The following is a 23,422-nucleotide window of genomic DNA, read 5'->3' on the forward strand; positions in this document are numbered from 1 at the left end:
GGCGGTCCCACTTGCCACGCGACGCCACCGTGGAGACGGGCGAAGCGGCGTCCCCCTGAGTGGCTGCGTTTACTGCGGTTGGTGACGGTGCACCGTCACCAACCGCAACCAACGTAGCCGGCGAGCATCGTCAGCTGATGCGCTCCAGCACGATGTCGCGCGGCGTGAAGTCACCGATGTTCGCCGAGATCTCGTAGCCGCCCTCGAGCGCAGCGACGGCGCGGTCGAAGCGCTCCGGGGTGTCGGTGTGGAGCGTGAGCAGCGGCTGGCCCGCCGTGACGTGGTCGCCCGGCTTCGCGTGCATCTCGATACCGGCGCCCGCCTGCACCGGGTCTTCCTTGCGCGCACGACCGGCGCCGAGGCGCCACGCGCTGATGCCGACGGCGAGGGCGTCGAGCTTCGTCAGCACACCGGACGACGGCGCGGTGATGACGTGCGTTTCCTTCGCGGTGGGCAGCGTCGCCTCGGGGTCACCGCCCTGGGCGCCGAGCATCGCGCGCCACTTCGTCATGGCCCGGCCGTCGGTGAGCGCCTTGCGCACCGCGTCCTCGTCCTGTGGGCGACCGGCCGCCGCGAGCATCTCGACAGCGAGCGCCACGGTGAGGTCGACGACATCCTTGGGGCCGCCACCGGCGAGCACCTCGACCGACTCGCGCACCTCCAGGGCGTTGCCTGCGGTGAGGCCGAGCGGCGTCGACATGTCGGTGAGCAGCGCGACGGTGTTGACGCCCACGTCCGTGCCGAGGCCCACCATGGTGCGCGCAAGCTCGCGCGCGTTCTCCTCGTTCTTCATGAAGGCACCGGAGCCGACCTTGACGTCGAGCACGAGCGCACCTGTGCCCTCGGCGATCTTCTTGCTCATGATCGAGCTGGCGATGAGCGGGATCGCCTCCACCGTGCCGGTGACGTCGCGCAGCGCGTAGAGCTTCTTGTCGGCCGGCGCGAGGCCGTCACCGGCTGCGCAGACGACGGCGCCGACGCGCTCGAGCTGACGCATCATCTCGGCGTTCGTCAGGGAGGCCCGCCACCCGGCGATGGACTCCATCTTGTCGAGCGTGCCGCCGGTGTGGCCGAGGCCGCGACCCGAGAGCTGCGGGACGGCGACGTCGAAGACCGCGACGAGCGGCGCCAGCGGCAACGTGATCTTGTCACCGACGCCGCCGGTGGAGTGCTTGTCGGCCGTCGGCACGGACAGCGACGAGAAGTCCATGCGCTCACCGGAGGCGATCATCGCCTTCGTCCAGCGGGCGATCTCCTCGCGCGACATGCCGTTGAGCAGGATCGCCATCGCCATGGCGGCCATCTGCTCGTCGGCGACCGCACCACGCGTGTAGGCGTCGATCATCCAGTCGATCTCGTCGTTCGAGAGGGTTCCGGAGTCACGCTTGGTGCGGATGAGGTCGACGGCGTCGAACGCTTCGTGCGTGGAGTTCGCGGGGGTCATGAATCACCTTTCAGGGTCGCTGCTGCGGTGGCGACGGCACCCAGGTTGGGGGCGCCGAACGCGTGGGGAAGGAGGTCGGTGAGCGGCAGCGGCGGCCCACCGTCCATCTCGATGAGCATGTCGGGGCTCGCGTGCTCGAAGAGCAGCTGACGGCATCGGCCGCACGGCGTGATGGGCGTGCCGTTGCCGTCGACGCACGAGAGGGCGACGAGCAGTTCGCGCTCCGCTTCGTGGTCGAGCACCGGGCCGTCACCGCGGGACTCGCCCGTGCCGTAGAGCGACGAGACGAGGCCGCACTCGGCACACAGGACGACGCCGTAGGCGGCGTTCTCGACGTTGCAGCCGGTGAGGATGCGACCGCGCGTCGTGAGCGCGGCCACGCCGACCGGGAACCGGGAGTACGGCACGTACGCCCTGGCGCAGACGGCGACGGCCTCGCCGCGCAGCAGCTCCCAGTCCACAGAGTCGGGTACCTGTGTCATGTCGAGGCCGCCTTTCACCTTGAGGCCGTCTGGAGACGTGCGACGCGTGTCGCACCGAGGGGGGAGGCTGAGCTTGCGAAGCCTCCCCGCCGGAAGACGCGCTAGACAGCCGTGTCGCACCGAGCGGGGCGGCTGAGCTTGCGAAGCCTCCCCGCCGGAAGACGCGCAGAAAAACTAGCCTGCTTCGCCCTTGCGGTAGATGGCGCCGTCGGCGGCCGGCATCCGCAGGTGTTGGCTGGCGAACGCCATGACGAGGAGTGTGACGACGTACGGCGCTGTGGCCGTGAGGTTCGGGTCGATCGTGTCCGATCCGAAGTACCACATGAGCACGAGCACACCGGCGACGGCGAGGATGACGGCGTGGAGCACGCGCTTCTTGACCGCCATCCACACGGCGCCGACGAGAACGCCCGCGCCCACGAGGAGCAGCAGCGCGTGGACCTGGTCGCCACCGCGCAGCTGGAGCGCCTGGGTGTAACCGAAGAGCAGTGCGCCGAGGGCGGTACCGATCGGCATCCAGTTACCGAAGATCATCGCGGCCAGACCGATGTAGCCGCGGCCACCCGTCTGGCCCTGCTGGAACCCGTCGGAGGCAACCATCGCGAGGAAGCCACCACCGAGACCGGCGAGACCACCGGAAACGACGACGGCGATCGTCTTGTAGAGGTACACGTTGACGCCGAGGGTCTCGGCCGCCTGCGGGGCCTCACCACAGCTGCGCAGACGCAGACCGAACGAGGTCTTCCACAGGATGAAGATCGTGCCGATGACGAGGCCGATGGCGAGCAGCGTGAGCAGCGAGACGTCCTTCGTCAGACCGGCGAGGATGCCGGCGACATCGGAGACGAGGAACCAGTGGTTCTTCTCGATGTCGACGAGAGCGCTCGACCCGGGAAGGGTGACGCTCGCGACGTCGGGCAGGCTCGGGCTCTGGGTGGGGCCACCACCGGGCAGTTCGGAGAAGAAGCGCTCGGCGAGGAACTTCGTCAGGCCCGCACCGAGCAGGTTGATGGCCACACCGGAGACGATGTGGTCGACGCCGAAGAACACGGTGGCGATGGCGTGGAGCAGGCCGAAGAGCATGCCGCCGAGGATGCCGCCGAGCACGCCGGCCCACGGGCCGTAGTGGTAGGCCGCGAAGGCAGCGCTCCACGAGCCCATGATCATCATGCCCTCGAGACCGATGTTGACCACACCGGCCCGCTCGGACCACAGACCACCGAGACCGGCGAGGGCCAGCGGCACAGCGGCCACGAGGGCCGCAGAGATGGCGTTCGAGGAGTCGATGTCGTTGACGCCGGTGGCGACGCGAAGGATCGACAGGCCGAGAACGACGGCGACGAGCGCGAGCGGAAGGAGCGCCTTGCGCGGCAGCCCGAGCGTCCGCTTCGGCTGGGTTGCGGTAGCAGCGACGGTGCTCATGCGGTGGCTCCTGCGGTCTTGCCTGCGGCGAGTTCGGCGGCGACACGTCGAGCCTCGATGCGCTTGTCCCAACGACGCACGAGTTCGTACGCGATGACGACGGCGAGCACCATGACGCCCTGGATGATGTTGACGAGCGAGGCGTTGACGCCCGCGTTGATCTGCAGTGCGTTCGACTGACCGTTGAGGTAGGCCCACAGCAGCGCGCCGAAGCCGATGCCGATCGGGTGGTTACGGCCGATGAGCGCGACGGCTATGCCGGCGAAGCCGAGGCCCGTCTGGCTGTTGGAGCCGTAGTTGAAGTCCTGACCGAACAGCTGCGGCATACCGACGAGGCCCGCAACGGCGCCCGAGAGCAGCATCGCGGTGATCGTCATCTTCTTGACACTCACACCGGAGGCGACGGCGGCCGACTCGGACGAGCCCGTCGCGCGCAGGTCGAAGCCGAAGCGCGTGTGGTTGATGACGTACCAGTAGGCGATGCCGACGAGCACGGCGAGGATCGTCAGACCGAAGATCTGGCCCGTGGCGGTCTGCGCGAGCGCCGGAACGTGCGAGCTCTCCGGGATGTTCTTCGTGTTCGTCGCGTTCGAGCCCTCCCGCTTGTCGGCGACCTTGAACAGCAGCCAGGAGACGACGCCGGTGGCGATCGAGTTGAGCATGATCGAGCTGATGACCTCGGAGACGCCGCGCGTCACCTTGAGCACCGCGATGATGCCGGCCCAGGCGGCACCGACGAGCATCGCGAGCACGAGGGCACCGATGACGTTGAGGAAGCCAGGCAGCCAGCCCTGGCCGGCGAAGAGCGCGGCCGCGAAGGCTGCGACGCGGTACTGGCCGTCGACGCCGATGTTGAACAGGTTCATCCGGAAGCCGATGGCCACGGCGATACCGGAGAGGTAGAGGACGGCGGCGTCGTTGACGATGGCCTCGGCGACGCCCTGCATCGGCGTCGACAGGAAAACCTGCCAGACCGGCCCGACGGCGTTGCCGAGGGCGAGCAGGACGATCGAGGTCAGAACGACCGCGATCGCGATGGCGAGCAACGGCGCAGCGACAGCCACGCCGATCCTTCGGAGCGTGGAGTTCATCGTGCAGCTTCCTCCTGCGCATCGACGGTGGTGGCGTTCTCGGGGGTGTTGGCGCCCGTCATGGCGGCACCGAGCTGCTCGGCGGTGACGGTCTTCGGGTCGAACTCACCCGAGAGCTTGCCGCGCAGGATGACGCGGATTGTGTCGGACAGACCGATGAGCTCGTCGAGGTCGGCCGAGATGAGGAGCACGGCGAGACCCTCGCGGCGGGCGTCCTTGATGTGGTCCCAGATCGCCGACTGGGCGCCGACGTCGACACCACGGGTGGGGTGGGCGGCGACGAGCACGCGCGGGGCGTGCGACATCTCGCGGCCGAAGATGAGCTTCTGCTGGTTACCACCCGAGAGCGAACCGGCGGTGACGTCGATGCTCGGCGTACGCACGTCGTAGGCCTCGACGATGCGCTGCGTGTCGTCCTTCGCGGCCTTGGGCGTGAGACGCCAGCCCTTGCTCGCCGGCTCCTGACGCTGGTGGCCGAGCATGCGGTTCTCCCACAGCGGCGCGCCGAGAAGCAGGGCGTGGCGGTGACGGTCCTCGGGGATGTAGCCGATGCCGTTCTCACGGATGCGACGCGTGGGCCACGCCGTGATGTCGTCGTTCTCGACGACGACGGTGCCGGCGTCCGCGCGACGCATGCCGAGGATCGTCTCGACGAGCTCGGCCTGGCCGTTGCCCTCGACACCTGCAATACCGAGCACCTCACCGGCGTGGATCGTGAGGTCGAGGTCGGACAGCAGCGCGGGGCCACCGGCCGGATCGGCGAGCGTGACATCGGTGATCTGCATGACGACGCGGTCGGTGACCGTCGACTCCTGCGTCTCGGGCGTCGGCAGCTGCGAACCGACCATGAGCTCGGCGAGCTGTTTGCTCGTCACCGACGAGCTCTTGACGCGGTCGATCGTCGTACCGCGGCGGATGACGGTGATGTCGTCGGCGACGCCGCGCACCTCGTCGAGCTTGTGCGAGATGAACAGGACGGTGAGGCCCTCGGACTTCATCTCCTTGAGGTTGCCGAAGAGTTCGTCGACCTCCTGCGGCACGAGCACGGCCGTGGGCTCGTCGAGGATGAGGATCTTGGCGCCGCGGTAGAGAACCTTGAGGATCTCCACGCGCTGTCGGGCGCCGACGCCCAGGTCGGCGACCATCATCTCGGGGCGCACGCCGAGGCCGTAGGCGTCGGAGATGCGCTTGATCTCGTCACGGGCCTTGGAGCCGATGCCGTGCAGCTTCTCGGCGCCGAGGACGACGTTCTCGAGCACCGTGAGGTTGTCGGCCAGCATGAAGTGCTGGAACACCATGCCGACGCCGGCCTTGATGGCGTCCTTCGGCGAGGAGAAGGAGACCTCGTCGCCGTTGATGCGGATCGTGCCTTCGTCCGGCTTCTGCACGCCGTAAAGGATCTTCATGAGCGTCGACTTACCGGCACCGTTCTCGCCGACGATGGCGTGGATCGTGCCGCGCTCGACCTGCAGGTGCAGGTCCTTGTTGGCGACGACGCCGGGGAATCGCTTCGTGATGCCGTCGAGGTCGACGGCGAGGGCCCCGCTCGGGGGCGCCGTCACATCGGCGACGGCGATGCCGCTCACGCCGGTGGGCGCTTCGGGGGTGTCGGTGGTGTCGATGACGCACACTCCTGGTCAAACCGTCAAGGTCCGGCACGCAGGATACCCGCATGCCGGACCTTGAGCCGGTGTGGAACTACTTGGACGGGGTCGGGGAAACCTTGACCTTGCCGTCGACGATCTCCTTCTTGGCGTCGTCGACAGCCTTCTTCGCCTCGGCCGACAGGTGGTTGCCCGTCGTGGCCAGCGAGACGCCGTCCTCCTTGAGGCCGAACTCCTTGTTGCCGCCGGAGAACTTGTCGTCCTTGACGGAGCCCACGAAGTCCTCGACCGTGCCGGAGCAGTTCTTCATGGCGGAGGTGAGCACCGAGCCGGCGACGGACTTGTCGGCCGTCAGGGCCTGGTCGGAGTCGACACCGATGGCCCACTTGCCCGCGGAGTGCGCGGCCTGGATGACGCCGTCACCCGACTTGCCGGCAGCGGCGTAGACGACGTCGGCGCCCTTCTGGAACATCGAGTTGGCCGAGGCCTTGCCCTTGTCCGGAGCAGCGAAGCCGCTGAAGTCACCGGCCGGCGTGAGGTACGTCTTGTCGATCTTGATCTTCGGGTTGGCGTGCTTGGCGCCCGCGAAGTAACCGGCTTCGAACTTCTGGATCAGCGGAACGTTGACGCCACCGACGAAGCCGATGTGGCCCGTCTTGCTCATCTTCGCGGCGGCGACGCCGGCGAGGTAGGACGCCTCGTGCTCCTTGAAGGTGATCTGCTCGACGTTCGTGCCCTTGGAGTCGGGCGACGCGTCGTCGATGATGGCGAACTTCACGTTCGGGTACTTCTTGGCGACGGTGCCGATGGACTTGGCGTAGACGAAGCCGACCGCGACGATCGCCTTGTTGCCCGACGCTGCGAGCTGGCTGAGACGGTTCTCGCGAGCCTGGTCGTTCTCACCCTCGCCGGCCTCGGCGGTCGTGATCTTGAGGTTCGGGATCTTCTTCTTCGCCGCTTCCATACCCGCGTACGAGGCGTCGTTGAAGGAATGGTCACCACGACCGCCCACGTCGAAGGCGATGGCGGCCTTGAACTCGGAACCCGAGGAACCGTTGCCGGAACCGCCGGGGGACTTGTCGTTCGAACCACAGGCGGCGAGGCCGGCCGTCATAGCGACGGCGGCAGCGATGGAAACAACCCGCTTCACGGGGCACTCCTTGGGTTAAGCGGCGCGAGGGCCGTCGAGCAGATCGGGCGTCGCAGTCACGACTGCCAACCCACCAAGCGTACCCGCGAGTCACAGGGACAATAAGGGCGGATGACGAGTGGTGACCTAACCGTTATCCACCGCCCGGATTCCTTCGTGTGATAAGTGCTCAGCGACGCACCGGAAGAGGTGGGTCGGCCACGATGAGCAGCGGCGCGGAAGCGTGCGGAACTCCGTCGTCCGACCCCTCCCCCGCAATCGGCCGCCCGGCCTCGAGGTCGTCGCGATGGATGGCAGCGCCCACGCGCTCGTCGAGAACCTCGACGAGCGGCTCGACGAGCGGCTCGGGAATGCGCCACAACCCGCGCAGGCGCAGGACGACGCCGGGCGCTTCGGGGGCCAGATCCGCGAGGCAGTCCGCGAGCGCGTCCCAGTTGTGCCCGAAGTGATCGGGAAGGCCGAGCTGTTCGGCGAGGGTGCGCATCAGCCCCTTCTTGTCGACGACGCCGTTCAACGTCACCTCGGCGAACGCCCACCCGGAGTCGGCGCAGATCGTTCGCAGTTCGTCGGCCGTCGGGCCCACGAGACCGCGCGGCACCCAGCCGCCACGCCCCGCCGTCACGAGGTCTCGCACCGCTGCGGTCGTCATCGCACGACCCTCCTGAACGTCTCGTAATGATCGTCCGTGTAATACATCGTGCCGTCCTTGCCCGTGACGATCCTGCGCGCCCCGCGGTCGGACGAGCCCGGGGTGCTCACCGTGTACTCGTGATACCAGCCGGACGCCTGGCGCGGAAGGATCCGTTCGCGATTGCCGAAGACGACGCCGTCACGGCGGTAGGGGTAGGGCCCACCGTCGTCGATGAGCGCCACCGTCTCTCGAGCCTGACGCGGCAGTTGCGACAGACGCACGGTGGCGAGGCCGTCCTCCCCACCCCTCGCCTGCGACGACGAGGGTGAAGAACTCGAGCCGTCCGACCCGCCCGAGGCGGAAGTGTCGCTGCCGTAGCTCTGCGCTGTGAACGGCGAGGGCGCGGGCCCGGACGATCGGCCGTCATCCGAGCCACGCGAGAGCAACGCGATGGCGGCAATGAGGGCAAGCAGCAACAACGCGATGGTCGCGATGCGCTGACCGAGCCCTGCCTGTGGCAGTTTCGGGCGACTCAGCGCCACCATCTCCTCGTGTCGTCGAACGAGCGGATCAGCACCGGCTCAGAACACATCCTGCGGGACGTACTTGCCCCAGACCTCGCGCAGAGCATCGCTGACCTCGCCACCCGTGGCGCCGGCGACGTGGGCGTCACGCATGGGCCACAGGACGTTGTCGTTGCCCTGCGCGGCCTTCTGCATCTTCTCGAGGGCTGCGTCGACGACGCTCTGGTCACGGTTCTTGCGCAGCTGCGCAAGCCGCTCGCACTGCTCGGCTTCGATGGCCGGGTCGACGCGAAGGGGCTCGTAGGGCTCCTCCTCGTCGAGCTGGTAGCGGTTGACGCCGACGACGACGCGCTCGCCGTGGTCGATCTGCAGCGCCACGTCGTAGGCGCTCTTCTCGATCTCGGTCTTCTGGAAGCCCTCTTCGATGGCCTTGACGGCGCCGCCCTTGTCCTCGACGGCCTGGATGAGCGCGAGCGCCTCCTCCTCGAGGTCGTTCGTCATCGACTCGACGACGTAACTGCCTGCGAACGGGTCGACGGTCTTCGTCACGTCGGTCTCGAACGCAAGGATCTGCTGGGTGCGCAGGGCGAGGCGGGCCGCCTTGGCCGTGGGCAGAGCGATGGCCTCGTCGTAGGAGTTGGTGTGCAGGCTCTGCGTACCGCCGAGCACGGCGCCGAGGCCCTGCAGCGCGACGCGCACGAGGTTGACCTCGGGCTGCTGCGCGGTGAGCTGCACGCCTGCTGTTTGGGTGTGGAAGCGCAGCATCTGCGACTTCGGGTTCTTCGAACCGAACTCCTCGCGCATGATGCGCGCCCACAGGCGCCTGGCCGCGCGGAACTTGGCGACCTCCTCGAGCAGCGTCGTGCGGGCGACGAAGAAGAACGACAGGCGCGGGGCGAAGTCGTCGACGTCGAGGCCGGCCGCGAGCGCGGCGCGCACGTACTCCTTGGCGTTGGCCAGGGTGAAGGCGATCTCCTGCGCGGGCGTCGCTCCCGCCTCGGCCATGTGGTAGCCCGAGATGGAGATCGTGTTCCAGCGCGGAATCTCCTTGTGGCAGTACTCGAAGATGTTCGAGATGAGGCGCAGGGATTCGGCCGGCGGGTAGATGTACGTGCCGCGCGCGATGTACTCCTTGAGCACGTCGTTCTGGATCGTTCCGGTGAGCTTGGCTCCCGGGATGCCCTGACGTTCCGCGGCGAGCTGGTACATGAGCAGCAGGCTCGAGGCGGGCGCGTTGATCGTCATCGAGGTGGAGACCTCGTCGAGCGGCAGGCCGTCGAAGAGAACGAGCATGTCGTCGAGCGAGTCGATGGCGACGCCGACCTTGCCGACCTCACCGTGCGCGAGGGCGGCGTCCGAGTCGTAGCCCATCTGGGTCGGCAGGTCGAAGGCGACGGAGAGGCCGCCGGTGCCGTTGGCGACGAGCTCGTGGTAGCGCTGGTTGCTCTCCCGGGCGGTGCCGAAGCCGGCGTACTGGCGCATCGTCCAGGGGCGACCGGTGTACATCGAGGGGTACACGCCGCGGGTGAACGGGTACTCCCCCGGATTGCCGAGTCGTTCGTCGGCGTTGAACCCCGAAAGATCGTTCGCCGTGTACACGGGCTTGAGCCCGAGCCCCGACTCCGTCATCCGACTGCGATCCGTTGCGCCACTCATAGCCGCACCTTATCCGGCGGACCGGGCGCGAGGGGCCGAAGCTATTGGCCCTGTGGAAGGTTCAGCCGCGGCGGGCTCGCGTGCGCAGGGCTTCGTTGAGATCACGCACGAGGCCCGGCCCCTTGTAGATGAAGCCGCTGTAGACCTGGAGCAGGTCGGCACCGGAGTCCATGAGCGCGAGACCGTCGTCGGCGGACATGATGCCGCCGACCCCGATGATGGGCAGCTGAGTGCGGCTCGCGAGGAACCCGACGACCTCGCGGGCGCGACGCGTCAGCGGGGCGCCCGAGAGACCGCCGGCCTCGGACGCAAGGGTGAGGTCGGCGCGGGCGAGGCCGTCACGCGCGAGCGTCGTGTTCGTGGCGATCAGGCCGGAGACACCCGAGCCGTGGGCCACCTCGAGCACGTCCTCGAGGGCGTCCTCGGTGAGGTCGGGGGCGATCTTGACGAAGACGGGCGTGGGACGCGCGCCGCGTTCGGCCGCGAGGTTGCGCTCGCGTGCGGTGATCGACTGGAGCAGTTCGAGAAGCGGCGCCTTGTCCTGCAGGGTCCGCAGGCCGGGCGTGTTGGGGCTGGAGACGTTGACGGCGAAGTAGTCAGCCAGGCCGCTGAGACGCCCGAGCGACGTGAGGTAGTCGCGTGTGGCTTCCTCGACGGGCGTCGTCTTCGTCTTGCCGAGGCTGACGCCGACGGGAATGGAGAGGTTGCCGCTCGACCGTGCGCGACGCAGTGTGGCCGCGAGCGCCTGGGAGCCGTCGTTGTTGAACCCCATGCGGTTGATGAGGCCGTGACTGGCCTTGAGGCGGAACAGGCGCGGCTGCGGGTTGCCTGGTTGCGCCTCGGCGGTGACGGTGCCGACCTCGACGTGGCCGAAGCCCAGCGCGCCCCAGGAGGTGACGGCGACGCCGTCCTTGTCGACGCCGGCGGCGAGGCCGACGCGGCCCGGGAAGCGGATCCCCGCGATCGTCACTGCGTCGTCGGGTGCGCCGAGGGCTGCTCCGACGACGTCGGCGATGAGCCCGGCGGCGGGCAGCGAACCGAACTGCGCCATCGCCTGGAGGGTCGCGTGGTGTGCGGCCTCGGCGTCTCCCCCGCCGATGCGGAACAGGGCCGGGCGCATGGCGCGCTCGTACCCGTGGGTGAGGGTCGCTCGGCGGACGGCGTCGAGATCGAAGTTCATACGTTCATTGTCCCCGAACGGCCGCGTGTGGCTCCACTCGGTGGATCAGGTGAGGTCTTCGCGGCCCGTCAGTTTGAGCTGTTCGACGACCTGCTTGACGTCCTGCGCCCGCTCGCGGGTGGTGACGAGCACGGCGTCGACGGTGTCGACGACGACGACGTCCTCGAGGCCCATGGCGACGACGGTTCGACCGGAGCGTGGAGCCACGACGCCCGTCGCGTCCTGCATGACGACGAGTTCGCTCTCACCGAGCACCTTGACGCCGGGCGCATCCGCCGATTCGACGAGCAGCGACGCGAGGGACGCGAAGTCGCCGACATCGTCCCAGGAGAAATCTCCCGGAACGGTGGCAACGCGACCGTCGACGGCGGCGGGCTCGGCGATGGCGTTGTCGATGGCGATCTTCGTCAGGCGCGGCCACAGCTCGGCGAGACGGAAGGGGTTGGCGGCGATGATCCGCAGGTACTCGGCCAGGCGGGGCTGGTAATCCTCGATCATCTGCATGAGCGTTGCGGCCTTAACGACGAACATGCCGGCGTTCCAGGAGTACTCGCCGACGGCGACGTACGCCTGCGCCGTGGGGCCGTCGGGCTTCTCGACGAAGGCCTTGACGATCGTCGCGTCGGGGGCGCCTTCGATGCGCAGGTTCGCGCCCGCCCGGATGTAGCCGAATCCGGTGGACGGGTAGGTGGGCTTGATGGCGACGGTGACGAGGTAGTCGTGGCGCGCCACCTCGACGGCTTGGCGCACGGTGGCCTCGAAGATGTCGGTGCCGCCGACGACCTGGTCGGCGGCGAACGAGCCGAGAACCGCGTCGGGGTCGCGCTGGGCGAGGATGGCCGCGGCGAGCCCGATGGCGGGCATCGATTCGCGCGGGCTGGGCTCGACGAGCAGGTCGTCGTCACCGAGTTCGCTGAGTTGCTCGCGCACGGCCTCGGCGTGCGCCGCACCGGTCACGATGAGCAGGTTGTTGCCGCACAGCGGCTTGAGGCGGTCGACCGTGCCCTGAAGGAGCGAGCGACCCGAGCCCGTGAGGTCGTGCAGGAACTTGGGCGAGTTGGCCCGCGAGAGCGGCCACAGGCGCGTGCCGGAGCCCCCGGCAGGAATGACGCCCCAGAAACCTGGAATCGGACCGTGCTGCGCTTCGTGCATGGGCCTAACGGTAATGGACTCGGCATAGAACCCCGCTTCAGGCCTACCGATGAGCTCAGGCGGGTTCACGTGCCGATCACCTTCCGGTGCGCTCATCGTTCATCCCTTCGCCAAGCACGCGCCACGTCACAGGGCTGTCATGAGCATGTGCGCATCGCCATCGTGACCGAGTCGTTCCTTCCCACCCTCAACGGCGTCACCACGAGTGTCTGCCGGGTGCTCGACTGCCTCGCTGCTCAGGGTGGCCACGAGGTGCTCGTCGTGTGCCCCGGCCCTGCGCCGTCGAACTATCTCGGGTTCGCCGTGAAGACGGTGCCGAGCGTCACCGTCCGCGCGTTCCGCGTGGGCTTGCCGACGAAGCAACTCGAGCAGATCCTGCTGCAGTTCGCACCTGATGTCGTTCACGCCGCCTCGCCGTTCGGGCTCGGCGCCCGCGCGCTCGCCGCTGCACGCAACCTCGCGATCCCGAGTGTGGCGATCTACCAGACGGACATGCCGAGCTACGTCGCCCAGCACGGTGGCGTGCTGGGCGACTTCGCGCACCGCACGTCGTGGCGCTGGGTGCGTCACCTCCACTCGTTGGCGGATCTGACGCTCGCGCCGAGCAGCGCAGCCACTGCCGAGTTGGCAGAACACGGCGTACCGCGCGTTGCCCTGTGGGGTCGCGGGGTCGACACGGCGCAGTTCGACGCCACGCTCAAGACCGACCCCCAGGTGCTCGCCCTGCGTGAACGACTCGCGCCCAACGGCGAGGTGATCGTGGGTTACGTGGGTCGACTCGCACCGGAGAAGGAACTGCACCGTCTCGAGGAGATCGCCGGCCTGCCGGGCATCAGCATCGCCATCGTCGGTGAGGGCCCTGATCGCGACGACCTCGAACGGCTCCTGCCAGGTGCCCACTTCCTCGGTCGCCAGGAGGGTGCGACTCTGGCGCGCAGCTATGCGAGCTTCGACGTCTTCGTCCACACCGGCACGAAGGAAACCTTCGGTCAGACGCTGCAGGAGGCGATGGCGAGCGGGCTGCCCGTCGTGGCGCCAGCGGCCGGCGGGCCGCTCGACATCGTCAAGCCCGGCGTGACCGGCCTACTCTTCGACCCGAGCACGCCCGGCGCGCTGCGCCGCAGCGTCGGCTCGCTCGTCGCCGACGAGGCGATGCGCGAGCGCATGGGCGCCTCCGCAGTCCGCAAGATGGCCGACCGCTCCTGGGCTGGCATGACGAACAAGCTGCTCGACTACTACGGCCACGTCACCCGCCCCGCGTGGGCCCGCGCGGCCTGACCTCGCGCCGAGTTTCCGCGGCCCCACCACCGACGCCGAAGGGCGCGACGAGACGTGTCGCCCCGCGCGCCCTTCGGCAGTCATGGAGTCGGGCGTCAGGCGTCCGGCTCGCCGACCTCGAACAGGATGCCTGCGAAGATGACGGCCGAGTTCTCGGGCGTCAACAGGTCGTCGGCGTGCGGGTCACGAATCTGCTTGTCGCTGGCCATGGGTTCCTCCTTGGCTGTCGGCTTTCGCGGTCGCGAAGGCGCTGAATCGGGCGGATCGAGCCGGCCCACGGGGCGGGCCCAACGCCGAAAGCAACGTATCGAGGTCCGCGGCGAGAATGCATCGACACACCAACTGTCACCACCCCGAACGACCTACCAGGCAGAGAGAGCGCCAACCCGCTCGCCGATCACCGGCCGCTCGGGCGCGAATCACACGCCGGTAGGCACGGCAGCTGTTGCGGGCACACCCCACCCGCCGGGGATGTCCTCCACGAGGTGCCAGTGGGGCCGGTGATGGTAGGAACGGCCGCCGTTCGTGCCACGGCTGAACAGCCAGGGCGTCACGACTTCTCGACCAGGATTCAGAGCGTCACCGATGTAGCCGCCCCAGTAAGAGAACGTCGAGTTCGTGATGAGCAGACGGGGAGCGTGAACGATCGCGCGCAGGTCCTGCTGGACGTCACCACCGCCGGCCGTGGTGGGGGCGATGTCCGCCAAGGCACTCAGGTGCGTGGAGCACCAGTCGACATCGTCCGACACGAAGACGAAGCGATCAGGGGCACCGAAGCGCTCGATGGATTCCGTCACCGCCTGCAGGACGTAGCTCCTCGTGTCCATACCGAACTCTCGGCGATGAGCTTCGACCGAGAAGTAGTCACCGCGCCGCACGTTGACGACGAAGTCCCCCGCAGACAGACCCCGCGGCCGGGCGTCGAGACCCGATCCGGGCATCAGGTGGTCGCGGATGTAGGGGGCCAGTGCATCGTCGTCGAAGTGCGGAGGTTGGGTCTTCGGTGCGGGCCACCAGGGCGTCACGCGCTGGTCCGTGAACCGCACGTCCTTCTCACCGATGAAGTACGCGTCGCGCAATGCAGGGAAGAGATCGAGCGCGGGACGACGCGATTCGTGCAGGAGTACGTGCCGGTCCTCCCCCGCAGCCGGCCCCTTGGACGCCCACAGCCCGACGAACAGCAGGTTTCCCAGATTCATCCAGTCCGGCACCCAGGCCACGGGGCGCCCCCTCCGAACGGTCTTGAGCGCTTTGGCCCGGATGCGGTCTCCCATGTGGCAACCCCCACAATCATGTCGGCGACGTCCTGACCGCGCCGCTATCTTGGACGTGATACCCAAACACGTTGCGGCGCAAGAAGATACGTTAGACGAAACACTCGATCACCTAAAGTTGACCGGCGCGCACTAGCCCGCTTCGTCCTTCACGCCGCCGCTCGCCAGACGAACTAGACTGGTCGGCCTGCACCCCAGCCGCTCACACCCAGTGGAGCACCGACCGTTTGGAGCCCCGATGCACTTCGACTCCCGATGGAAAGGGGCCTTCGGAATCGGCCGGTACGCCCATGAAACGAGATCTCGGTTCGCCCAGCCGGTCGAGGACATGAGCGCACCGGGGGACCCCGTCAGCGCTACCGGAATCGCGGCCTGGGAAGCGCGGACCGCGTGCTCCGGCCTGCGACGCAGAGACGAGTTCCTGCTGTCACCGAGCTTCACCCCGTCCGTTTCCTGGCGGGGGCCTCAGGCTGTGACCGTTCACGACCTCATTCACCTGGACATCGCCGAAGAATCCAGCAGCGCCAAGAGGGCGTACTACGAGTACATCGTGAAGCCGACTGTGCGCCGCAACGCTGTCACCTTCACCGTTTCGCACTTCTCCAAGGAGCGGCTCGTGGAGTGGAGCGGTGTTGACCCTGAACGCGTAGTGGTGACCGGGAACGCCGTCGCGGACGCCTTCAGCAGGAAGGGTCCGACACACTCAGCCGGGCACCCCTACGTCCTCTACGTGCGCAACTCGAAGCCCCACAAGAATTCGCCCCGGCTTGTCGAGGCCCTCGCACGCATGCAAGAGCGGGACGTTCACCTGTACCTCAGCGGGGAGGCCGACGAAGCTACGGTGCGCGCAGCCGTCGCGTTCGGCGTCACTGATCGTGTGCTGTTCACCGGAGGTATCCAGGACGAGGAACTGGCGTCCTACTACCGTGGCGCTCTAGTGGCGGTCTTGCCGTCCCTCTACGAGGGGTTCGGGATTCCTGCCATCGAAGCGATGGCCTGTGGCACCGCGGTGGTGGCGTCGGAGACTACCTCGCTCCCCGAGGTAGTGGGCGACGCGGGGCTCCTCGTTGACCCGTTGGACCCCGAAGCAATTGCTGCCGCCCTCGACAAGGTGGTCCGCGACAAGAGCCTTCACCACCGCTTGGTGAGCGCTGGCCTCGAACGGTCGAAGAAGTTCTCCTGGGACGACATCACCCGGCGAATCGAGACTGCGCTCGCGCAGGCTCGGTAGTTACCCGACGTCCTACTAGGACGGCCGATCGTCTGATGGGTCGAGCAAACGTGGTTGCGGCACCTCGCCGTCGCGCACCCATGCCACATGGGCCGCAACGCGCCCCACGCGATTGACCAGTTCCCGAACCAGTGCGCGTGGCGCCGGAAGCTCGCCTCGTCGTGCCAGAGCGATGTGCTCAGGGACGAACAGTGCGAGCTCACGCATCAGATTCCGCAACGGCAGACGCTCAGCGAAGTCTTCTGGGAATCGGTACCAGACGAGGAGTTCAGCCATGGCCGACCGATACATCTTCCGCAGCTGATCCCGCGCGTTTTCCGTCTCGCGGAAGTACAGGAGCATCCCCGGCGCCGAACCTACGCACGCGCCGCTTCTCGCGGCACGGTAGCTGAATTCGATGTCGTCCATTCCGTACGCGGGTAGCGCTTCGTCGAAACCTCCGCATCCGAAGTACGTACGGCGTGTGACACCGAAGTTGCACCCTCGGATGGCCAGGCCCAGCTGACTCGGATAGGTGCCCGTAGCACTGACGAATGCTGAATCTTCCCTGAAGGGGTCATCCAAGCGACGGGTCGGACCTCCCACCAGATCGAACGACTGAAGACCGTCGAAGGCGCCTTGGAGCCAGTTCGGGCCGACAACATCGTCGCAGTCGCAGAAGGCGATCAGCCGACCGCGGCTGGCGATGACTCCGAGGTTACGCGCGCCGGGAAGTCCGCGCCGCGCTCCGGAGTCAACCACCCTTAGCGGAGCGGGGAAACCCTCGGTGCGCGCTTCGACCAGCGAACGAGTGCGGTCCGTGGAGCCGTTGTCCGACACCACGACTTCCCACGCGAAATCGACTACCTGCTGCGCCAGAGCGTCCAACTGCGCCTCGATCGTTGCGGCACCGTTGTAGACGCACATGACGACAGTGAGTTCCACGGGAACCTCGTGCGAACTGTGGGACACAGTTTCCTCCAAGATCAGTCCTCAGCCCTACATCGAGGCACGTGAGCGCTATTTGCCTTCGTCGGCGCCACAGGGAAAGAAGTCGGCCCTGCGCCCACCGATGCGGGCGCAGGGCCGAGGATTCCTACGACTAGGTCAGTGGCGAACCTTGGCCGAACGGAAGTCCTTGTTCAGCTGGCTGATGACGTCGAGCGGAATCTCCTTCGGGCACGCCGCGGCGCACTCTCCGATGTTCGTGCAACCGCCGAAGCCCTCGTGGTCGTGCTGGTTGACCATCGACACGACGCGGGCGTCGCGCTCGGGCTGGCCCTGCGGCAGCTCGCCCAGGTGCGTGATCTTGGCACCCATGAAGAGCATTCCCGATGCGTTCGGGCAGGCCGCGACGCACGCGCCACAGCCGATGCACTTCGCGGTGTCGAACGCGCGGTCCGCCTGCGGCTTCGGCACGGGCACCGAGTGCGCCTCGGGGGCAGCACCGGTGTTGACCGAGATGTAGCCACCGGCCTGAATGATGCGGTCGAAGGCGCTGCGGTCGACGACGAGGTCACGCACGACCGGGAACGCGTCGGCGCGCCACGGCTCGATGGTGATTTCCTCGCCGTCGCTGAACGAGCGCATGTGCAACTGGCACGTCGTGGTGACCTCGGGGCCGTGGGCCATACCCGAGATCATCATTCCGCACATGCCACAGATGCCTTCGCGGCAGTCGGAGTCGAACGCGATCGGCTCCGTGCCCTCGGCCTGCAGCTGCTCGTTGAGCACGTCGAGCATCTCGAGGAACGACATGTCCTCGCTGATGTCCGAAACCTTGTAGGTCTCGAAACGCCCGGCGGTAGCTGCGTTGTCCTGACGCCAGATCTTGAGAGTGAGGTTCACTTGTAGCTCCGCTGCTTCAGTTCGATGAACTTGTAGACGAGGTCTTCCTTGTGCAGCACGGGGTGCTGGGGGGCTCCGTCGGAGTCTTCCCCGTCCATACCCGCGTACTCCCAGGCCGCGACGTAGGCGAACTCGTCGTCGTGACGCAGTGCCTCTCCGTCCTCGGTCTGGCTCTCGGCGCGGAAGTGACCACCACAGGATTCGCGGCGGTGCAGCGCGTCGATGCACATGAGTTCGCCCAGCTCGAGGAAGTCGGCCACGCGGCCGGCCTTCTCGAGCGACTGGTTGAGGGTGTCGGCCGTGCCGAGCACCTTGACGTTGCTCCAGAACTCCTTCTTGAGGTCGCGGATGAGGCCGATGGCCTTCGTCAGACCCTCCTCCGTGCGCTCCATGCCGCAGTACTCCCACATGATGCGACCGAGCTCCTTGTGGAAGCTGTCGACCGTGCGCTCACCGTTGATGGAGAGGAACTTCTGGATGCGGTCCTCGACGGCGCGACGGGCCTCGAGCACGGCCGGGTCGTCGTCCGTGATCGGCTCGAACGGGCCGTCGGCGAGGTAGTTGCGGATCGTGTTCGGCAGGACGAAGTAGCCGTCCGCGAGGCACTGCATGAGCGAGCTCGCACCGAGACGGTTGGCACCGTGGTCGGAGAAGTTAGCCTCACCCGTGCAGTACAGGCCGGTGATCGACGTCTGCAGGTCGTAGTCGACCCACAGGCCACCCATCGTGTAGTGCACGGCCGGGTAGATACGCATCGGCGTCTTGTACGGGTCCTCACCCGTGATCCGCGCGTACATGTCGAACAGGTTGCCGTACTTCTCCTTGACGGCGGCCTCGCCCATGCGCTCCATGGCAGCCGTGAAGTCGAGGTACACACCGCGTCGCATCTGGCGCTTGTTGCCGTGCTCGTCGACCTCGTCGACGAGCGGGCCGACGCCGCGGCCCTCGTCGCACATGTTCTTCGCCTGACGCGACGCGATGTCACGCGGCACGAGGTTTCCGAAGGCCGGGTAGATGCGCTCGAGGTAGTAGTCGCGCGCGTCCTCGGGGATGTCGCGCGGGTCCTTGTCGCAGTCGGCTTCGTTCTTCGGCACCCAGATGCGACCGTCGTTACGCAGCGACTCCGACATCAGCGTCAGCTTCGACTGGTGGTCGCCGGAGACGGGGATGCAGGTGGGGTGGATCTGCGTGTAGCAGGGGTTGCCGAAGTAGGCGCCCTTGCGGTGCGCGCGCCACGGAGCCGTGATGTTGCAGCCCATCGCGTTGGTCGACAGGAAGAAGACGTTGCCGTAGCCGCCCGTGGCGAGCACGACGACGTCGGCCAGGTGCGTCTCGATCTCACCGGTGACCATGTCGCGCGCCACGATGCCGCGCGCACGACCGTCCTTGATGATGACCTCGAGCATCTCGTGGCGCTTGTACTCCTTGACCGTGCCCTTGGCCACCTGGCGCTCCATGGCCTGGTAGGCACCGATGAGCAGCTGCTGGCCGGTCTGGCCCGCGGCGTAGAACGTACGCGCCACCTGCACACCACCGAACGAACGGTTGTCGAGCAGACCGCCGTACTCGCGGGCGAACGGAACACCCTGGGCGACGCACTGGTCGATGATGTTCGTGCTCACCTCGGCGAGGCGGTAGACGTTGGTCTCGCGGCTACGGTAGTCGCCACCCTTGACCGTGTCGTAGAAGAGGCGGTACGTGGAGTCACCGTCGTCGTTGTAGTTCTTCGCGGCGTTGATGCCCCCCTGCGCGGCGATGGAGTGCGCGCGACGGGCCGAGTCCTGGTAGAAGAACGTCTTGATGTTGTAGCCGGCCTCACCCATCGTGGCGGCGGCCGACGCACCGGCGAGGCCGGTGCCGACGATGATGACGTTCAGCTTGCGGCGGTTGGCCGGGTTGACCAGCTTGTTCGTGAACTTGTGCTGGGTCCACATCTGCGCGATGTCGACGTCCGGCGCCTTGGTGTCGCGGATCGGCGCGCCCTCGGTGAAGAAGGCGGAAGCGTCGTTGCGCTTGGCCGAAGTGGTGGTCTGCTCATCCATGGGAGTACTCATGTTTCTCGTGTCTCTCCTAGCTCAGATGATGCCGAAGAGGATGGCAAGCGGCGGAATCAGGAAGCCGATGACGACGATCGCCGCAACGGCGTGCGACACGAGCTTCGCGTTCTTGCGAGCCGACGGGGTGCCCGTGAGGCCCAGCGTCTGCGAGGCGCTCCAGATGCCGTGCATGAGGTGCATGCCGAGGGCCACCATCGCGAGGACGTAGATGAGGGCGACCCACCACAGCTGGAAGCTGTCGTGCACGAGTCGGTAGGGGTTCTCGGTCGTGCCACCGTCGAAGTTCACCTTGGGGAGGGTGAACTGGATGAGGTGGAAGACCACGAACAGCAGGAGGAAGAGCCCGCCCCAGCGCATCGTCGGCGCGGAGATGCCCTCGATGCCGCCCACGCCGGGCTTCTTCACGGCGTACCGCTGCGAACGGGCCTTGCCCGAGCGCTGCCAGAGCTTGACAGCCGAGTACACGTGCGCGACGAGCGCGAGCACGAGGAGCACCTCGGCGAGGATGAGTGCGCCACGGTGCGGGAGCATCGGCTCACCGATCGTGCGCAGGTGATGGGCGTATTCGTTGAACGCGCTCTCGCCCACGAGGAGCTTGAGGTTGCCGTACATATGCCCGAGGACGAAGAGCACAAAGAAGATTCCCGAACCCGCCATGAGGGTCTTCAGGAAGATGGTGCTCCCAGCCTTGCCGGTCCGCTTCGCGGGGAGAGTATTCGTTGCCACGCAGGGCACTTTACGCCCCTGAAACACGCCGGGGACGGCCGGGGTTCCCACCGCAAGCAAATTGTGACCCATTCCACTGATCGGTGAGTGAGCCACGAAGAGGCTGAAAGAGCCCTGGGAGTGGATCAGCCCTCGAGGGCGAATCGCTCCACCGGGGCCCACACGCCGTCCTCGTCCTGCAGGTAGAGGTGGAAAGCGTCGACGACGAAGCTCGCTTCGAAGTGCTTGTTCTCCTCGAACGCCCGGTCCAGGGCGTCCTCGTCGAGGTGGTGGGCGATCGTGACGTGCGGGTGGTAGCGGAACTCGAGTGGACGCTCGACAGGGCCGCTGCGCACTGCGGCTTCGAGCAGCTCGCAACTGCTGACGCCCTGCGCGAGTTGGACGAAGACCACCGGGGAGACGGGCCGGAACGTGCCCGTGCCACGAAGGATCATCTCGAACGGCTCGGTGCGCGCAGCCACGTCACGCAGGTGGGCCGAGAGCGCCTCGAGGGTCGTTTCGCCCTGCTCCCCCAGGTCCGTCGGGGGCATGAGCGTGACGTGCGGCGGGACTGCGTCGGCCTGCGGGTCGCCAACGTCCCGGCGCATCTGCTGCAGCGCCGAGAAGTAGGGCTCCGGGACGGCGATCGAGACGCCGACGGTCTTCACGACCTCGCTCCTCAGCGGGCTGCCGGGACGAGCCCGACTGCGTCGTACGCCCTGGCGAGCGTGGCCGAGGCAACCTCACGTGCGCGCTCGGCGCCCTGCGCGAGCACACGGTCGAGCTCCGCGCGGTCATCCATGTACGTGAGGTAACGCTCGCGGAACGGGCCCTGCACCGACGTGACCACGTCGGCGACCTCACCCTTGAGTGCGCCGTACTTGTTCTCACCGGCGAAGCGCTCGACGAGGACGTCGATGCTCTCGCCCGAGAGCGCCGAGTGGATGCGCAGGAGGTTGGCGATGCCCGGCTTGTTCTCCGGGTCGAACGCCACGTTGTTGTCGAGGTCGGTCACCGCGGACTTGATCTTCTTGAGGTTGACCTTCGGCTCGTCGAGCATGCTGATCGAGGCCTTGGGGTCCTCGTCCGACTTGCTCATCTTCTTCGTCGGATCCTGCAGCGACATCACCTTGGCCGTGCCCTCGGGGATGTACGGCTCCGGCACGACGAAGGTCTCACCGAAGCGCGAGTTGAAGCGCTGCGCCAGGTTGCGCGTGAGCTCGAGGTGCTGACGCTGGTCCTCCCCCACCGGCACGGCCTGCGCGTCGTAGAGCAGGATGTCGGCGGCCATGAGCACGGGGTAGGTGAACAGGCCGACGCTCGTGTTCTCCTGGCCGCGCTTGCCGGCCTTGTCCTTGAACTGCGTCATGCGCCCGGCTTCGCCGAAGCCGGTGATGCAGTTGAGCACCCAGGCGAGCTCTGCGTGCTCACGGACGTGGCTCTGGACGAAGACGGCGGAACGTTCGGGGTCGATTCCACCGGCGAGGTACTGCGCCGCCGTCGCGTAGGTGCGCTCACGCAGCTGCGTCGGATCGGGGTTGACCGTGAGGGCGTGAAGGTCGACGACACAGAAGTACGGAGTGTAGTTCTGCTGCAACGTCACCCAGTTGACCTGCGCCCCGAGGTAGTTACCGAGGTGCAGCGAATCTGACGTGGGCTGCATTCCGGACAGGATGTGCGGGCGCTCCTGGCCCGCCACGAGGGGCGAGGTGTTCTCGGACATGGCGCCATTCTGACACTCGCCGTGAGCGCTGTCGCATCCGAGCAGTGTCGGCAACGGTGTGCGGGCGGATCGCCGGGCGTTCGACTATGTTGGGATCTGTTGGGTCACCCCCGGTTCCAGGGGCACGAGGAGGTCGCATGCTGGCACGCCAACGCCAAGAAGCCATCCTGCGCGGCATTGAGGACGACGGTGGCGTCCGCGTCAGTGAACTCGTCGAGAAGCTCGGCGTCTCCGACATGACGGTGCGCCGCGACATCGAGTTCCTCGCCGGCAAGGGCCTCGTCCTCAAGGTGCACGGCGGCGCCACCGCGATCGGTGACCACACGATCGACGAACCGGGCTTCTCCGTGAAGTCGGCGATGAATCCCGTCCAGAAGTCCGAGATCGCCCGCACTGCGGCGAGCCTCATCGGCCACGGGCAGACCGTCGCGGTGAGCGCCGGAACGACCGCCTATGCCGTCGCCGTCGAGCTGCGCCCGGTCAAACGACTCACCGTCGTGACGAACTCGCCTCGGGTCGCCGAGCTCCTCTACGACCCCTCGCGTGAGGACCAGACCGTCGTTCTCACCGGCGGTGTGCGTACTCCCTCGGATGCTCTCGCCGGCCCCGTGGCCAACCGAGTGCTGGCGGACATGCACGTCGACACCCTCATCCTCGGCATCCACGGCATCGATCTCGACGCCGGCCTCACCACCCCGAACCTCCTCGAAGCCGAGACGAACCGCCTGCTCATCGCGGCGGCCAAGCGCATCATCGTCGTGGCCGACCACTCGAAGTGGGGCGTGATCGGCCTGTGCACCGTCGGTTCGCTCGACCAGGTGGACGTCCTCGTCACGGACGCCGAGTTGGACGTCGAGGCTCGTCGTCTCGTGAGCGACAAGGTCGGGCAACTCATCGTCGCCCAGTGATCCGCTACGTGGCGCCGCACTTCGTGCGGCTGGACGGCGGCCTCAGCGGCGGTTCAACCCGTTTATCCTGAGCGGGTATGTAT

The 23,422-nt window shown here is 67.3% G+C and carries 21 protein-coding genes; 3 read left to right on the forward strand and 18 right to left on the reverse strand.

Translation table 11 applies throughout. The features are described 5' to 3' along the window. Window positions 1–130 precede the first annotated feature (130 nt). From EVU97_RS07050 to EVU97_RS07100, 11 genes are all read right to left on the reverse strand, one after another. Window positions 131–1,444, reverse strand: coding sequence for a thymidine phosphorylase (locus EVU97_RS07050; RefSeq protein ID WP_129664616.1), 1,314 nt, complete (start codon window positions 1,442–1,444; stop codon window positions 131–133). Then, the gene (locus EVU97_RS07055) at window positions 1,441–1,926 is read right to left on the reverse strand and encodes a cytidine deaminase (protein ID WP_118913381.1); all 486 of its coding nucleotides are present in this window, start codon (window positions 1,924–1,926) and stop codon (window positions 1,441–1,443) included. The genes EVU97_RS07050 and EVU97_RS07055 overlap by 4 nt, the downstream gene beginning before the upstream one ends. Window positions 1,927–2,100: 174 nt before the next feature. Further along, window positions 2,101–3,348 (reverse strand): ABC transporter permease, encoded by a 1,248-nt coding sequence (locus tag EVU97_RS07060; RefSeq protein ID WP_129664618.1) that lies wholly within the window; start codon window positions 3,346–3,348, stop codon window positions 2,101–2,103. After that, window positions 3,345–4,439, reverse strand: coding sequence for an ABC transporter permease (locus tag EVU97_RS07065; RefSeq protein ID WP_129664620.1), 1,095 nt, complete (start codon window positions 4,437–4,439; stop codon window positions 3,345–3,347). The genes EVU97_RS07060 and EVU97_RS07065 overlap by 4 nt, the downstream gene beginning before the upstream one ends. Next, window positions 4,436–6,070: an ABC transporter ATP-binding protein gene (locus tag EVU97_RS07070; protein WP_129664622.1), complete on the reverse strand. Its 1,635-nt coding sequence runs from the start codon at window positions 6,068–6,070 to the stop codon at window positions 4,436–4,438. The genes EVU97_RS07065 and EVU97_RS07070 overlap by 4 nt, the downstream gene beginning before the upstream one ends. A gap of 67 nt (window positions 6,071–6,137) precedes the next feature. After that, window positions 6,138–7,193, reverse strand: a complete 1,056-nt coding sequence (locus EVU97_RS07075) for a BMP family protein (RefSeq protein WP_129664624.1) — start codon at window positions 7,191–7,193, stop codon at window positions 6,138–6,140. Window positions 7,194–7,362: 169 nt separating this feature from the next. Beyond that, window positions 7,363–7,842: a barstar family protein gene (locus EVU97_RS07080; RefSeq protein WP_129664626.1), complete on the reverse strand. Its 480-nt coding sequence runs from the start codon at window positions 7,840–7,842 to the stop codon at window positions 7,363–7,365. Continuing rightward, window positions 7,839–8,366 carry a ribonuclease domain-containing protein gene (locus EVU97_RS07085; RefSeq protein WP_240730152.1) on the reverse strand — a complete coding sequence of 176 codons (528 nt, stop codon included), beginning with the start codon at window positions 8,364–8,366 and terminating at the stop codon, window positions 7,839–7,841. The genes EVU97_RS07080 and EVU97_RS07085 overlap by 4 nt, the downstream gene beginning before the upstream one ends. A gap of 39 nt (window positions 8,367–8,405) precedes the next feature. Further along, entirely contained in the window at window positions 8,406–10,004 is a 1,599-nt protein-coding gene (locus EVU97_RS07090; RefSeq protein ID WP_129664630.1) for a methylmalonyl-CoA mutase, read from the reverse strand. A gap of 61 nt (window positions 10,005–10,065) precedes the next feature. Beyond that, on the reverse strand, window positions 10,066–11,184 hold the full coding sequence (locus EVU97_RS07095) for a quinone-dependent dihydroorotate dehydrogenase (protein WP_129664632.1): 1,119 nt from the start codon (window positions 11,182–11,184) through the stop codon (window positions 10,066–10,068). Window positions 11,185–11,229: 45 nt separating this feature from the next. Further along, window positions 11,230–12,336: a mannose-1-phosphate guanylyltransferase gene (locus tag EVU97_RS07100; RefSeq protein ID WP_129664634.1), complete on the reverse strand. Its 1,107-nt coding sequence runs from the start codon at window positions 12,334–12,336 to the stop codon at window positions 11,230–11,232. A 147-nt stretch (window positions 12,337–12,483) separates the two neighbouring features. Between EVU97_RS07100 and EVU97_RS07105 the strand changes: the two genes are divergently transcribed. Continuing rightward, complete coding sequence (locus EVU97_RS07105) at window positions 12,484–13,614, forward strand: glycosyltransferase family 1 protein (protein ID WP_129664636.1); 1,131 nt, start codon at window positions 12,484–12,486, stop codon at window positions 13,612–13,614. A gap of 419 nt (window positions 13,615–14,033) precedes the next feature. Here the strand turns inward: EVU97_RS07105 and EVU97_RS07110 are convergent, their stop codons facing one another. Next, window positions 14,034–14,888: an alpha-1,2-fucosyltransferase gene (locus EVU97_RS07110; RefSeq protein ID WP_129664638.1), complete on the reverse strand. Its 855-nt coding sequence runs from the start codon at window positions 14,886–14,888 to the stop codon at window positions 14,034–14,036. 238 nt (window positions 14,889–15,126) lie between these two features. On the opposite strand from EVU97_RS07110, the gene EVU97_RS07115 reads away from it, so the two are divergent. Next, window positions 15,127–16,119, forward strand: coding sequence for a glycosyltransferase family 1 protein (locus EVU97_RS07115; protein WP_129664640.1), 993 nt, complete (start codon window positions 15,127–15,129; stop codon window positions 16,117–16,119). Between the two features lie 15 nt (window positions 16,120–16,134). Here EVU97_RS07115 and EVU97_RS07120 read toward each other — a convergent pair whose 3' ends face one another. From EVU97_RS07120 to trpS, 6 genes are all read right to left on the reverse strand, one after another. Continuing rightward, entirely contained in the window at window positions 16,135–17,043 is a 909-nt protein-coding gene (locus EVU97_RS07120) for a glycosyltransferase family 2 protein (RefSeq protein ID WP_047311842.1), read from the reverse strand. A 162-nt stretch (window positions 17,044–17,205) separates the two neighbouring features. Beyond that, a complete protein-coding gene (locus tag EVU97_RS07125) occupies window positions 17,206–17,946 on the reverse strand; it encodes a succinate dehydrogenase/fumarate reductase iron-sulfur subunit (protein WP_047311841.1) in 741 nt (246 codons plus the stop codon). Beyond that, entirely contained in the window at window positions 17,943–19,988 is a 2,046-nt protein-coding gene (locus EVU97_RS07130; RefSeq protein WP_129664642.1) for a fumarate reductase/succinate dehydrogenase flavoprotein subunit, read from the reverse strand. The genes EVU97_RS07125 and EVU97_RS07130 overlap by 4 nt, the downstream gene beginning before the upstream one ends. Window positions 19,989–20,021: 33 nt before the next feature. Further along, window positions 20,022–20,729 carry a succinate dehydrogenase cytochrome b subunit gene (locus EVU97_RS07135; protein WP_240730153.1) on the reverse strand — a complete coding sequence of 236 codons (708 nt, stop codon included), beginning with the start codon at window positions 20,727–20,729 and terminating at the stop codon, window positions 20,022–20,024. Window positions 20,730–20,854: 125 nt separating this feature from the next. Continuing rightward, the gene (locus EVU97_RS07140; protein ID WP_129664646.1) at window positions 20,855–21,376 is read right to left on the reverse strand and encodes a 2'-5' RNA ligase family protein; all 522 of its coding nucleotides are present in this window, start codon (window positions 21,374–21,376) and stop codon (window positions 20,855–20,857) included. Window positions 21,377–21,387: 11 nt separating this feature from the next. Continuing rightward, window positions 21,388–22,431: a tryptophan--tRNA ligase gene (trpS, locus tag EVU97_RS07145; RefSeq protein ID WP_129664648.1), complete on the reverse strand. Its 1,044-nt coding sequence runs from the start codon at window positions 22,429–22,431 to the stop codon at window positions 21,388–21,390. Window positions 22,432–22,568: 137 nt separating this feature from the next. Here trpS and EVU97_RS07150 point away from each other — a divergent pair, with 137 nt between their 5' ends. After that, window positions 22,569–23,339, forward strand: a complete 771-nt coding sequence (locus tag EVU97_RS07150; RefSeq protein ID WP_047311836.1) for a DeoR/GlpR family DNA-binding transcription regulator — start codon at window positions 22,569–22,571, stop codon at window positions 23,337–23,339. The last annotated feature ends 83 nt before the right edge of the window (window positions 23,340–23,422 follow it).

The sequence above is a fragment of the Dermacoccus sp. 147Ba genome (genome assembly GCF_004151355.1).
Lineage (GTDB): Bacteria > Actinomycetota > Actinomycetes > Actinomycetales > Dermatophilaceae > Dermacoccus > Dermacoccus abyssi.